The sequence below is a fragment of the Staphylococcus cohnii species complex 1663 genome, from assembly GCF_041008415.1.
In the GTDB taxonomy this organism is placed as follows: domain Bacteria; phylum Bacillota; class Bacilli; order Staphylococcales; family Staphylococcaceae; genus Staphylococcus; species Staphylococcus ureilyticus.
The window spans coordinates 34,594-47,633 of the sequence record NZ_JBFDVL010000001.1 but is presented as its reverse complement, the minus strand read 5'-3'; the positions used below and the strand labels follow the sequence as shown (position 1 = coordinate 47,633).

At 32.4% G+C, this 13,040-nt stretch carries 12 protein-coding genes; 6 read left to right on the top strand and 6 right to left on the bottom strand.

The genetic code is table 11. From position 1 onward, the window contains the following. Nucleotides 1-8: 8 nt before the first annotated feature. Nucleotides 9-1,718 carry an ABC-ATPase domain-containing protein gene (locus tag AB1J10_RS00190; RefSeq protein WP_070658157.1) on the top strand — a complete coding sequence of 570 codons (1,710 nt, stop codon included), beginning with the start codon at nt 9-11 and terminating at the stop codon, nt 1,716-1,718. 223 nt (nt 1,719-1,941) lie between these two features. On the opposite strand, the gene AB1J10_RS00185 is transcribed toward AB1J10_RS00190, so the two are convergent. The 4 genes from AB1J10_RS00185 to lqo all read right to left on the bottom strand — a co-directional run bounded on the left by AB1J10_RS00185 (nt 1,942) and on the right by lqo (nt 4,953). After that, on the bottom strand, nt 1,942-2,151 hold the full coding sequence (locus tag AB1J10_RS00185) for a helix-turn-helix domain-containing protein (RefSeq protein WP_046206931.1): 210 nt from the start codon (nt 2,149-2,151) through the stop codon (nt 1,942-1,944). 12 nt (nt 2,152-2,163) lie between these two features. Further along, nucleotides 2,164-2,808, bottom strand: coding sequence for a DUF2975 domain-containing protein (locus AB1J10_RS00180; RefSeq protein ID WP_064209908.1), 645 nt, complete (start codon nt 2,806-2,808; stop codon nt 2,164-2,166). 325 nt (nt 2,809-3,133) lie between these two features. After that, nucleotides 3,134-3,235, bottom strand: coding sequence for an SE2200 family small protein (locus AB1J10_RS00175; protein WP_064499651.1), 102 nt, complete (start codon nt 3,233-3,235; stop codon nt 3,134-3,136). Nucleotides 3,236-3,462: 227 nt separating this feature from the next. After that, complete coding sequence (lqo, locus tag AB1J10_RS00170; protein ID WP_308889349.1) at nt 3,463-4,953, bottom strand: L-lactate dehydrogenase (quinone); 1,491 nt, start codon at nt 4,951-4,953, stop codon at nt 3,463-3,465. A 517-nt stretch (nt 4,954-5,470) separates the two neighbouring features. On the opposite strand from lqo, the gene fadH reads away from it, so the two are divergent. Then, the gene (gene fadH, locus AB1J10_RS00165; RefSeq protein WP_064209907.1) at nt 5,471-6,235 is read left to right on the top strand and encodes a 2,4-dienoyl-CoA reductase; all 765 of its coding nucleotides are present in this window, start codon (nt 5,471-5,473) and stop codon (nt 6,233-6,235) included. Between the two features lie 131 nt (nt 6,236-6,366). On the opposite strand, the gene AB1J10_RS00160 is transcribed toward fadH, so the two are convergent. Then, nucleotides 6,367-7,893: an SLC13 family permease gene (locus AB1J10_RS00160; protein WP_046206935.1), complete on the bottom strand. Its 1,527-nt coding sequence runs from the start codon at nt 7,891-7,893 to the stop codon at nt 6,367-6,369. 297 nt (nt 7,894-8,190) lie between these two features. On the opposite strand from AB1J10_RS00160, the gene AB1J10_RS00155 reads away from it, so the two are divergent. Together AB1J10_RS00155 and AB1J10_RS00150 are read left to right on the top strand one after the other, a co-directional pair. After that, nucleotides 8,191-8,697: a YfiT family bacillithiol transferase gene (locus AB1J10_RS00155; protein WP_308889347.1), complete on the top strand. Its 507-nt coding sequence runs from the start codon at nt 8,191-8,193 to the stop codon at nt 8,695-8,697. Nucleotides 8,698-9,082: 385 nt separating this feature from the next. Continuing rightward, nucleotides 9,083-9,745, top strand: coding sequence for a transglycosylase family protein (locus AB1J10_RS00150; RefSeq protein WP_308889346.1), 663 nt, complete (start codon nt 9,083-9,085; stop codon nt 9,743-9,745). Nucleotides 9,746-9,875: 130 nt separating this feature from the next. On the opposite strand, the gene AB1J10_RS00145 is transcribed toward AB1J10_RS00150, so the two are convergent. Continuing rightward, a complete protein-coding gene (locus AB1J10_RS00145) occupies nt 9,876-10,544 on the bottom strand; it encodes an RluA family pseudouridine synthase (protein ID WP_064209903.1) in 669 nt (222 codons plus the stop codon). A gap of 443 nt (nt 10,545-10,987) precedes the next feature. On the opposite strand from AB1J10_RS00145, the gene AB1J10_RS00140 reads away from it, so the two are divergent. Continuing rightward, nucleotides 10,988-11,704, top strand: coding sequence for a transglycosylase family protein (locus AB1J10_RS00140; RefSeq protein WP_150822876.1), 717 nt, complete (start codon nt 10,988-10,990; stop codon nt 11,702-11,704). 371 nt (nt 11,705-12,075) lie between these two features. After that, complete coding sequence (locus AB1J10_RS00135) at nt 12,076-12,915, top strand: YitT family protein (protein WP_046206940.1); 840 nt, start codon at nt 12,076-12,078, stop codon at nt 12,913-12,915. The last annotated feature ends 125 nt before the right edge of the window (nt 12,916-13,040 follow it).

Genomic DNA, 13,040 nt, shown 5'->3' with positions numbered 1-13,040 from the left:
TGTTCCGTTTGAAAAATACATTGGAATTCGGGAAGTTATTAAAATCATTAGACGGACAAAAATATGGTGCATATAAACGACTTAAAGGTGAATATGCTTTTGATAAATTTCACTTAATTATAGATCATATACAAGCAGATCCTTACGCACCACCATCTAAAGTGCGTGCTAAAATGCAGCGTCATATTGCCAATATACCAGATGAATTATTAGATTCAGAAGATAAAAAGATTGCTGTATCTGATTTTTTAGCAAGGTCATTTAGTAAGCGTATTAGTGATGTACTTAAAGCTGATAAAACCTCTAAAAAGAGACCTGATATTTTTATAGATCGCTGTGGCCAAGAAATATTACAACGTACTTCTGTAGTGATTAATCAAAGTGAAATTGAGGTTCGCTTTGAGGTAGGTTTACCAGCAGCAGGAAGAAAAATTTTAGGAAAAGTTGCTCATCATATTTTTATAGATTTATTACCTGAAATAGTAGAAAAATCATTAATGTATAAACATATCAATAGAACTGCATTAAATGATCAAGTGACTACGATGATAGATCAGGTATTTATACGCGAGGCACTGTCACGACAAAATTTAGTTGCATTTGTTGCGAATGGTTCTATATTGCCTAGAAAAAGTGGTGTGTCTGATATGCCTTTAGCTGGTGCTGTAACATTCCAAAGTCCACAGGAATTTGAAATTCAATTGAATTTACCTAGTGGAAAGACAGTTAGTGGTATGGGTATTCCGAAGGGGATTACGCTCATTGTTGGTGGTGGATTCCACGGTAAATCAACACTACTAGAAGCTTTAGAGCGTGGTGTATATCACCATATTCCAGGTGATGGACGTGAACTTATTATTACCTGTGAAGATGCGATGAAAATCCGTGCGGAAGATGGAAGAAGTATCGAAAAAGTAAATATTGAACCATTTATAAATAATTTACCAGGTAAAAAAGATACTACTCAATTTTCTACTGAAAATGCGAGCGGTAGTACATCACAAGCAGCAAATGTTATGGAAGCCTTAGAATCTCAAACGTCGTTATTATTAATAGATGAAGATACATCTGCAACAAATTTTATGATTAGAGACGGGAGAATGCAAAAATTAATCGCACCCGAAAAAGAACCAATCACACCTTTTGCTATGAAAGTAAAGTCTTTATACCAAGATTATCATGTTTCAACAATTCTCATCGTAGGAGGTTCTGGCGATTACTTTGAAGTGGCTGATCAAGTATTAATGATGGATGAATATGTATTAAAAGACGTCACTCATAAAGCGAAAGCAATTGCTAGTGAAGATAGTCACTTAAAAGATGAAGCATCACAATGCCACTTTGGAAAAATTTCGCAAAGAATACCATTGAAATCTAGTTTTTCACATAAAGGCAAAGATCAACGTTTTAAAGTAAAAGGCATGCAGACAATTTTATACGGTAAAGAACGAATAAATATTTCGGGATTAGAACAACTTGTTGATGCTAGCCAAACGAACTGTATAGCTACGATGATAGATTATTATCAAAGTCATTTGTTAAATGAACAAGATACGATATCACAAGCAGCTGATAAAATTTTTAATTTAATTAGTGATAATGGGTTAGATATTATTTCACCACATCAAGGACACCCTGGTAATCTTGCATTGCCGAGAAAACAAGAATTCTGTGGCGCACTCAATCGCTATAGAGGTTTGAATATTAAAACATATTAAAACTTACAAAAAACGGGAGTGGAACTTACGTATTACTTTGTTCCACTCCTGTTTTCTATTTAAATAAAGTTTTAGACATCCGGTTAGTCTGAGCTAACACAAGCGTGAGCCTAACCACTAAGCAGGAGTTAAGGCAAAAGTATAGCTATGATAAATATAAGCTAGTCTATGAATTTTAATGTAGCGTTGTTGAACTAGAAAAGTTATTAGTAAAGATGAAGATTTAATCTTCAGATTCTGTGTATTCTATAATATCTGCAGGCTGACAATCAAGTGCTTTACATATGGCATCTAATGTTGAAAAACGTATCGCCTTTGCTTTGCCTGTTTTCAAATTTGATAAATTTGCTACAGTAATATCAATTTCATTAGCTAATTCACTGAGTTTCATTTTTCTGTCTGCTAATATTCGATCTAATCTAACTACAATCATTTATATAATCTCCTAAACGGTATAATCAAACTCATCTTGTAAGAATGCACCATATTTAAAAACATTTCCTATAATCCAAATAACGATACCCGCTAAAATAAGTGTGAAATTAAAATTAAAAAAGAAATCTGCAAAGGTTTCGATATCTTTGTCCATTAGTGCATACAATTTAGCATTTTGTCCTAAAAAATTATAAATCATAAAATTATTTGCCAATTCAAAAAATGCTTCAAATACACCCAATCCAATAAAGCAGTAAGAAATTAAAATTATGATGCTTGCGTTTTTATTTGTAAAAACTTGCCCTTTGCTAACATTTTTAAGCCATTTTCTGACATAGGCAATAACCAGAATATAAATTGCAATTAATACAATTATTAATAATAGTATTAATATAACAGATGGTTTAGGAAAAGTAATACTATTTAGGTCATGCTTTGTAATATCATGTGATTTTAGTCCTAATGAATCAACCCAAAAAGGTTTATTGGCTTTGTCTAATTGGGTGTTAATAAATGAAGAAGGAATGATTAACAATGCTATAATTGCGATAATAATTGGTAATATACTAAGAGAAGTTAAAACTAAAGCGATGGTTGCTAAAATAGTTAGTGTTTTGATTAAAATATTAAAACGTTTGCTTTTAATTGTAGACATATTGACGCTCCTTTTAATTGATTAATTTCATTATAACTTAAATATATCGATAATCAATACTTTTTTATCGAATAACGATAAAATAATCGGAGGGCGAATTGAATCATTAGATAATACAAAAAGGAAATATAATAATGCTATTATACGATGAACATGAGTGAGTTGAGTAAATGGAGATATAGTGCAGCCATTAAGACAACAGTTTATACAAAGAGATATAAGTATAAATATCTCAGGATGATCAACGCTTTATACTTGCGTTTTATATAACAAAAACAAAAAGCCATCATAGGTAAGTCTTACCTATGATGGCTTTTGTCATTTATTAATATTCAATGTTTGGTGCTTTGTTTACATGTTGTTGGTAACGTTTAAGGCCTACAAATGCTAATGCGCCTATAGCCACAACTACTAATAATTTTTTCATACATTTCGCTCCTTTAAGTGAATCATTGATAACAAAGTATTTTTAAAAATACCAATGAACAACAAAGATTAAGGAACCAACAGGCATTCAGTAACGATAAAATATATCGAGACACATCTCTTAAGATGTGAGCAGAAAATAATATATGGTTGTAGGTTCATAAATAGGTGTTTCACACAATCTTAATCTCAGTTCATTTTAGTTTTTACACTTAAGCAATCAAAAATTTATTCGTAATAATTTAATTCAAGATCTTTTGAAGTTTGTTGACGTGTTTTTCTCATTAAATCAACATCTTCAATTAATGATTTGCCATAAGAAGGAATCATTTTTTGGATTTTAGGTTTCCAATCATTTTTGTATTCAGAGAAGTTTTTCTCTAATACTTCTAATGCTACAGATACAGAAGTTGATGCTCCTGGTGATTCACCAAGTAATGCAATGACAGAATGGTCTTCTGAGTTTACAACTTCTGTACCAAATTGGATGAAGCCTTTACCATATTCTTCAGTATCTTTAATCACTTGAACACGTTTACCGGCAGTATATAATTGCCAATCTTCATCGCGTGCTTCTGGATAGAAAGTACGTAAGTGGTTCATGCAACCTTCTTTTGTCATTAAAATTTGGTCAAATGAATATTTAAGTAGCGGTAAATTTTTCGCTGCCGCTGATAATAATGTTGTGATGTTACTTGGTTTAACAGATTTAAATAAATCTAAGTTTGAACCATATTTTAAGAATTTAGGACCAATACTTGCAAACGGTCCAAATAATAATGTTTTTTGACCATTAATGAAACGTGTGTCTAAATGTGGCACAGTCATTGGTGGTGTGCCTGGTGGTTCTTTACCATACACTTTGGCATCATGTTCTTCAATCACATTTGGATTTGTACATGTTAAAAATTGGCCTGTAATAGGGAATCCACCTAAATGTTTACTTTCAGGGATGCCTGTTTTTTGTAGTAATGGAATAGCAGCACCGCCAGCACCGATAAATACATAATCAGCTAATTGTGTTTGTGTTTCACCAGTATTTACATTGCGGATTTGAACTTCCCATTTACCATCGTTACGTTGATTGAAATCAAGTACTTCATGATGGTATTGAACTTCTACTTGTGGGCTTTTTTCAAGGTTTCTCGCCATTTTACGAGTTAATTCACCAAAGTTTACGTCAGTACCTTCATTAATTTTGCTGGCAGCCATAATGTCGTTTGCGCTATGACCTTGCATCATTAATGGAATCCATTTTCTCATCTCTTCGATATCTTCAGTATATTCGATATTATCGAACATAGGGAAGTTTTTCATTGCTTCATAACGGTCTTTTAAAAACTTAACGTTATTTTTACCTCTTACGAAACTAATGTGTGGTAAAGGATGAATGAATTCTCTAGGGTTTTCGATATAGTTATTTTTAACTAAATAGCCCCAGAATTGTTTAGAGATTTCAAACTGCTCATTAATCTCCTTTGCTTTTTCAATATCAATTGAACCATCAGGTTGTTGCACTGTATAGTTCAATTCACAAAGTGCAGCATGTCCTGTACCTGCGTTATGACGTTCGTTTGAGCTTTCGTCACCAGGACGATCTAAACGTTCGTATAATTTAATGTTCCAATTTGGTTCAAGTTCATTAAGCATAGAACCAAAAGTAGTACTTAATACACCGGCGCCAATAAGAATGACGTCTTTTGACTCAGTTTTAGCCATAGTTCCTCACCTTTCATTCTTAATAACATCAGTAACAAATTGTCATACATTGTCACTCATCTTATGTCTTTATTTACTATTATATTACGCGATTCACACATGTGAAAATACATATTAATCATATAACACATTCCTATTTGGAATATGTGACCATACTTATAATAATTTACCCTATATTTCAAGTATAAATCATTAAAATAAGTGACAATAACTGCTACATAGTAATATTACATTATAGTATCTATAAATTTCAATTATATATGTCTTAATTAATTATAAAGGGTATAGAAGTAAAAATTTAGACGTGTGAATTTGTATTTAAGCAATTGGTTTTATCAACCACTTATTAAATACATAACGATTAAATAAGCAAAATGTTTCATATGAAACATAGATATAAAATGATGTCTCTCAATAATTGCGGGTTATCTTTTAATGAGAAAAATTGGCAAAACTTTGTTATACTGATTAATAAAATGTAAGCGTTTACTAATTTAATTGATAAAGGAGACTCTATATGAAAGATAAAGTGATAATGGTTACTGGTGGAAGTAGTGGTATGGGAAAAGCAATGGCGAAACGTTTTGCTGAAGAAGGTGCGAATGTCGTTATAACAGGTAGATCGTTAGAACGGTTAGAAGCAACGAAAAAGGAAATTGAACACCGAGAAGGACAAATTTTATGTGTTGATATGGATGTTCGTGATACGGAACGCGTACAATATACAGTGGATGAAGCCATTAATACTTTTGGTAAAATAGATGGTTTGGTTAATAACGCAGCTGGTAACTTTATATGTGCTGCTGAAGAACTAACAACTAATGGTTGGAATTCTGTCGTAGATATTGTCTTAAATGGAACTTGGCATTGTACACAAGCTGTTGGAAAAAAATGGATTGAACAAGGACATCGTGGACGTATTATCAATATGGTGGCAACTTATGCATGGCGTTCAGGGCCAGGTGTTGTACACTCTGCTAGTGCAAAAGCGGGTGTGTTAGCCATGACCAGAACGCTCGCTGTAGAGTGGGGTTCAAAGTATGGCATTACCGTAAATGCAATTGCGCCAGGCCCTATAGATCATACAGGAGGCTCTGGAAAACTTAGTTTATCGGAAGACGCACGTCAACAAACATTGGACAGTGTGCCTTTAGGACGCATGGGCCAACCAGAAGAAATTGCAGGATTAGCTAGGTTTTTATTTTCTGAAGAGGCAAATTACATTAATGGTGCTTGTATGACAATGGATGGTGGTCAATGGCTTAACCAAAACGCATTTTAACATCATAGCGTAACTTTATGAAGATAACAGAAATAATAACAGGCTGTGACACACTAATTGTTACAGCCTGTTATTGATGATAATGGTTTTTTAGCAAGTCGATTTTGTTATGGATAAGGATAATTTTCACATTAAATTAAACCGAGCCAATGCCAATAAGTGGCGCTAAATAAAATCATAAGTAAATAACCAATAACCGTTATAGGAATCCCTGTTTTTAAAAAATCTTTAACAGTAAATGTTTCTGTGCCATAGGCCAACATTGATTGTGGTGAGCTTACAGGTAGTAAGAAACCAAAGCTGATAACGAATTGTTGTATAAGCACAAATCCCACAGACTGATTGCCTAAATCCAAGGTAGTGGTTAGTGAAATAAATACAGGAATTAACGCTGATGCTAAACTTGTTGCACTTGCAAAACCTAAATGTATTAAAATATTGAAAAGTGCAATTAATGCAATGGTTACTACAAGAGGATAATGATTTAAACCCATGATGCCAAACGTTTGATCACTCAACCATTGCGCAGCTGTTGTTTTTAAAAGTACATTTCCTAAAGATATACCAACGCCAAAAACAATAATAGTTCCCCAAGGTATACGACTTTCAGCTTCTTTCCAAGACATGACGCCAATTTTAGGAGTTAGCATGACAGCCAGTGCTAATAAAATGATTGAAGATGAATCAATAGGATGTAATATTTTTTCGGTAGACCAAAGTATTAATAAAATGATAGATATTCCAATAAGACGCCACTCTTTAGAAGTTACGGGCCCCATCGCTTTTAACTGTTGTTGAATTAAAGATTTACCGCCTGAAAGTTCTTTTTCTTCAGGAGGCATCACTTTAAGCATGATAAAATAAAGCGCAATTGACATCAATACAGACCAAGGTCCTGCATATAATAACCACTGCCCCCATGATATATCAGTATTTAATTGATCATTTATAAAGTTAATTGCGACAATGTTTTGTGCAGCTGCAGTTTTTATACCAATATTCCAAATAGAAACTGCTTGTACAGCTGTGATAACTAAAAGTCCAGCTAATTTACTTTGTTTAGCAACACCGAATGCTGTAATCATTCCTAATAATATAGGAATCACAGCACCTGCTCGTGCAGTTGCTGATGGAACGAAGAATGCTAAAAATATTGCTACTAATATTGTACCTATGACGATGCGACTTGTCTTATTGCCTGCTACAGATAGTACAATGAGTGCAAGCCTTTTATGAAGTTGTGTGATTTGCATTGCGGTTGCTAAAAAAAGAGCAGCCGCAACTAAAGCTAATGCACTCGTAGAAAACCCACTAAAAGCAAGTTTTAAAGCATTACCTGTTCCGAAAAGTGAATTTCCCTTCAATATTTCACCATTTGACTGAGGATGCCCTAGTGATTCAGATAAATTTTGTACTGGACTGAACCCTATCAATAAAATAATGAGTCCAACAATCATGACTGCAGAAACTGGATAAGTCACTGCTTCAGTAACCCATAATATGACTGCAAATAATAATATTGCTAATGCGCTTTTAGCCATAAGCGGTAAACTTTCTGGTGTAGGCAATAACAACAAAGCGATTAAGACAGTGATGCTTGTGAGTAACCAAAACGGTTTAAAATGAGATGTAGATTTAGTAGATGAATCTTTGCGCATATATTTCCACTCCCTTGTTATATCTTTCACAATAATATTACAAATTTTATTAAGTTGTATCATTATAATTTAAGAAAGTTCATAAAAAGTTACTAATTATGTATATGATAAATCGTTAATTTTAAAAATTTTATAGTAATTATGAGAAGATACTTTTGATATGAATATGGGAGAGGCGTTCAACACTGCGACATTAAATCGTTTGCAAGTTTAATTAATAATAAATAGGTAATAGCAATACTAATGGAAAATATAAGAATGCCATTAAACATTTAATAAATAAAAAAGGTGATTAATATGGATGTTAGATTTCCAATTGGTGAATTAGAAGTACCAGATTATGTGACACTAAAAGATATCCAACAATGGCTTAGTGAAATTGAGACGTATGCATATAGATTAAGACAAACTGTAGATCATTTAAATGAAGAAGCGTTAAATAAACAATATCGGGAGAAAAGTTGGAATGTACGACAACTTGTTCATCATATAGCAGATTCTCAATTAAATATGTTTCAACGCTTAAAATTGGCATTAACAGATACGAATCCAGTTGTTGATCCTTTTATTCAAGATGAGTGGGCTAAACTTGTTGATAGTCAACTTCCTATAGAATGTTCCCTTAAAATGTTAGAAGGTATAAATGAACGTATTATAGCAATTGGTAATCATTTAACAGAAAATGATTTGAATCGTACATTTACATTAAGAGGAAGCGGAGAAATATCTGTTGCTACTAAAGTTGCTAAATTAGCTTGGCATGAAGAACATCATTTAGCGCATATTAAAATTGCATTATCATAATAAATATATGTTGAGACCGTTCAATTTTAATCATTGAACGGTTTTTTTCATGTATAAATAACAAACTAACTATGATAGTTGTCACACTAATTACAATTGTGTTACAGAAAAATTAGTTTGAAAATTAGTTTATATACTTTAGGAATAGGTTTTTTTACAAATTATCTTCGAATTTATATTCGATTTAATGTAATTATTATGTAAAATGCACAGGATTTTTTTAATTTCGCTGTAACCTACAAGGTTTTTATGGATGTTATAGTATTTACTGGAAATTGGTTGAAACAGCATTGGATTTTTCAAAAATAACAATTGGTTTCAATATCACAGATAAAATTAATTCTTAAAAATATAAAAACAAACTTGTAGGAGGATTTACTCAAAAATGAAAAAAACAGTATTAGCTTCAACATTAGCAGTAGGATTAGGTGTAACAGGATTTGCAGCAGGAAATTCAGCTGACGCGGCTGAACAAGGTATTGACAAAGCAGAATTAGCAAACTTAGCACAATCTAACCCAGAACAATTAAATGCATCACCAGTACAAGAAGGCTCATATAGCTATAACTTTAATTATAATGGTTTAAACTATAACTTTGAATCAAATGGACAAACTTGGTCATGGAGTTATGGTGAAGGTTCAAGCGCTAACGCTTCAACTGTAGAACAACCACAACAAGCACAAACTGAGCAACCAGCTCAACAAACTGCACCACAAACTGAACAAACACAACAACCTCAACAAGAAGCAACTACAAAAGCTTCAACTCAATCATCAAGCTCAAATGAAGTTTCAAGTGGTTCTTCAGTAAACGTTAATTCACATTTACAAGCAATCGCGCAACGTGAATCAGGCGGCGACTTAAAAGCTGTTAACCCATCTTCAGGTGCAGCAGGTAAATACCAATTCTTACAAAGCACTTGGGATTCAGTAGCACCAGCACAATATAAAGGTGTATCTCCAACAGAAGCACCAGAATCAGTACAAGATGCTGCAGCTGTAAAACTTTACAATGAAGTTGGCGCTTCACAATGGGTTACTGCATAATCTGAATTATAATTCTTAATTAAAATCAAAAAATACTAATAAAAGCTATGAAAGCATCTTTCAGTAGAGAAGCTTTCATAGCTTTTTTATTTAACAATTGGATAAAGTTACGTGTTATTTAAGCATAAAGTTATAAAAAGTCATTCCAAACACCTTCATTTGGAGTAGAAGTTACAGAAATAATTTCATCTTTAGTTGGATGTTTGACACTGAGTTTATATGCCCAAAGTGCGATTTGTTGACCGGGTTTATTAAATTTTTGGCCGTATTTTTGATCTCCGTATAAGGGTAAGTTTTGATTTGCGAATTGAACTCTAATCTGATGTGAACGACCTGTTTTTAATTGGATTTGAACCAAAGTTTTACGATTAATGGTTTTGATAACTTTATAATTCAAAATTGCCTCTTTAGCTTCTTTTTTCTTGGAATTAACCACATATACAATGTTTTTATTTCTATCTTTCCATAAATAATCACGAAGTTCACCTTCTTTTTTTGAAGGTACACCGTGAATAATCGCTAGATATGTTCTATATAATTTTTGTTTTCTAAGTTCATTAGATAACCTAGAAGCCGCTTTGGATGTTTTAGCGAATACGATTGCGCCTCCAACAGGCCGATCAAGGCGATGTACGAGACCAAGATATACATTTCCTGGTTTATTGTATTGGACTTTTATGTAATTTTTTAAAATAGACAACAAATCTTGATCTCTTGAGTTATCTTCTTGTACAGGAACATTGATAGGTTTCTCTACCATTAATAAATGGTTATCTTCATAAAGAATATTGTCGAACATTTAATTCCTCCAACATAATATACATTATTAGTTTTCGTAAATTTTAAAATAAAATTATTAAAATTAAACCAAATTAAGATATTATCAGTAGTTAGATATAAATTCAATCTTCCTTATATTTAAAAATCATAAAAAGTAATTATTTATTAAGGTGAAAGTGAATATTATTTTCACACTAATTACATTGTCATTACATATTTGTAAAAGTAGAATAATAGTTCCTGATTGATGTGTTGGTTTTTTGAATGGAATTGAGGTACGTGATCAATGTAATTGAGGCGTAAAAATTCTAGATATTTTTTAACTTCACTGTAACCCACAAGCTTTTTCTAGATGTTACAGTGGGAACTAGCAAATTTGATAAAAGTAATTTTGCAAAAATCGAAAACACAAATTTAAAAAGCAAATTTAAAAGTATTATCTCTTGGGAGGATTTATTAATAATGAAAAAAACAGTATTAGCTTCAACGTTAGCAGTAGGACTTGGCGTAACAGGAATTGCAGCAGGAAATTCAGCAGATGCGTCTGAACAAGGTATCGATCAAGCACAACTAGCTCAACAAGCACAAAACAACCCTGAACAATTAAATGCTAAGCCAGTACATGAAGGTGCTTATAACTATAACTTTAATCAAGATAATTTAAATTATAACTTTGAATCTGATGGCACATATTGGTCATGGAGCTATGGTGAAGGTTCAAACGGATCAAGCGATGCATCAACACAATCAACAACTAATGTAGGACAACAAGAACAAGCACCGCAAACTCAAGACCAAACACAACCACAACAAGCTTCATCAGAACAACCAGCACAAGAGCAAGCACCTCAAACTGAGCAAACGCAACAACCACAACAAGAAGCAGCTTCATCACAACAATCAACAGGTAGTTCAAGTGAAGCATCAAGTGGTTCATCTGTAGACGTGAACGATCACTTGAAACAAATCGCGCAACGTGAATCAGGTGGCGACTTAAAAGCAGTTAATCCATCTTCAGGTGCAGCAGGTAAATATCAATTCCTACAAAGTACATGGGATTCAGTAGCACCAGATGAATATAAAGGTGTATCACCAACGGAAGCACCAGAATCAGTACAAGACCAAGCAGCAATGGATTTATATGAATCTGAAGGTGCTTCACAGTGGGTTACTGCATAATAAAATAATATTTAATTTTGAAATATTGTATCATCAGTCCCTAGGTTCTTTTATAGAATCTAGGGATTTTTCATTTTTTAGTGGAACATGAAAATGATTAAATTAGAGCATAATATTAAACAGCTTATAATAAATTGAAGTAAACATTATATACTTATAATTCAACATAACCCGCATACATTGAAAAACATACGTATTTTTATTATTATGTTTTCTGTATTAAAAAAATTATAATTTGAAATTGTAATTCTGAAACTTTTTAGCTATTGCTGAAAAGTTTCTTTTTGTGTTGAAAGCAAAATGGACGAAGTATAGTTAAGAAAATGGTTGTTCAAAAAATAGATTAATCTATAGAAAGAGGTGTTGGTTCAATGGTATATAAAATTCATCTGAAAAATATTTGTTTTTGTCTTTTAGGTACTTTTTTAATTGCAATAGGCGTCAATTCTTTTGTTTTAGCTTCAAATTTAGGAGAAGGTGGTACAGTCGGTATTTCTTTGAATCTAAAATATACTTTAGGTCTTTCTCCAGCGTTGACGACACTTATCATTAACATCATATTAATTGGTGTTGGTTGGAAATATCTAAGTAAAACAACTGCACTTTATACTTTGATTACTGTGGTTGCAAGTTCATTCTTCTTGGGTATTACTGAATCTTTTAATTTAAATTTAGAGTCTGATTTTATCAATACTATTTTTTCAGGCGTGCTCATTGGTATCGGTACAGGATTTGTGATATCTGCCCGTAGTACATTGGGCGGTACTTCAGTTATTGCAAAAATTATAAACAAATACAGCGAAATTAAAACGTCACAAGCATTATTTATACTTGATTCATTGATAGTTTTATCATTCTTACTTGTCTTACCTATACAAAATGTACTTTATACTATTGTCATGTTGTTTATCGTTGAAAAAAGCATGTCTTTTGTAATAGAAGGATTTAATCCTAAAAAAGCGATTACTATTATTTCAGATTTTAATGCAGACATTAGTAAACAAATTAATGAAGAAACAGGTCGTGGCTCAACACTGCTAAATGGTGTAGGAGGATATCAACAAAAAGAGACGAATGTACTTTACGTAGTCGTTCCTCAAAATCAGTTAGCTAGAATTAAAAAAATTGTAAATCGTCATGATGAAAATGCCTTTTTAGTAATCCATGATGTACGAGATGTCCTAGGAAATGGGTTTATGAAATTACAATAAGCATAGAAAAGCAAATATCTTCAAATTAACTACAAAAATTTGAAAATACCAGTCTTTCATTTATATATTGGATGGCTGGTATTTTTATATGCGCATTTGTTATGGGATAAATATGTTATCATTAC

What these genes read in the sequence shown, in the direction of transcription:
- AB1J10_RS00180 (WP_064209908.1), bottom strand. Translation starts at nt 2,808, where the DNA reads ATGTCTACAATTAAAAGCAAACGTTTTAATATTTTAATCAAAACACTA.
- lqo (WP_308889349.1), bottom strand. Translation starts at nt 4,953, where the DNA reads ATGGCTAAAACTGAGTCAAAAGACGTCATTCTTATTGGCGCCGGTGTA.
- AB1J10_RS00185 (WP_046206931.1), bottom strand. Translation starts at nt 2,151, where the DNA reads ATGATTGTAGTTAGATTAGATCGAATATTAGCAGACAGAAAAATGAAA.
- AB1J10_RS00160 (WP_046206935.1), bottom strand. Translation starts at nt 7,893, where the DNA reads ATGCGCAAAGATTCATCTACTAAATCTACATCTCATTTTAAACCGTTT.
- AB1J10_RS00135 (WP_046206940.1), top strand. Translation starts at nt 12,076, where the DNA reads ATGGTATATAAAATTCATCTGAAAAATATTTGTTTTTGTCTTTTAGGT.
- AB1J10_RS00175 (WP_064499651.1), bottom strand. Translation starts at nt 3,235, where the DNA reads ATGAAAAAATTATTAGTAGTTGTGGCTATAGGCGCATTAGCATTTGTA.
- AB1J10_RS00150 (WP_308889346.1), top strand. Translation starts at nt 9,083, where the DNA reads ATGAAAAAAACAGTATTAGCTTCAACATTAGCAGTAGGATTAGGTGTA.
- AB1J10_RS00155 (WP_308889347.1), top strand. Translation starts at nt 8,191, where the DNA reads ATGGATGTTAGATTTCCAATTGGTGAATTAGAAGTACCAGATTATGTG.
- AB1J10_RS00140 (WP_150822876.1), top strand. Translation starts at nt 10,988, where the DNA reads ATGAAAAAAACAGTATTAGCTTCAACGTTAGCAGTAGGACTTGGCGTA.
- AB1J10_RS00145 (WP_064209903.1), bottom strand. Translation starts at nt 10,544, where the DNA reads ATGTTCGACAATATTCTTTATGAAGATAACCATTTATTAATGGTAGAG.
- fadH (WP_064209907.1), top strand. Translation starts at nt 5,471, where the DNA reads ATGAAAGATAAAGTGATAATGGTTACTGGTGGAAGTAGTGGTATGGGA.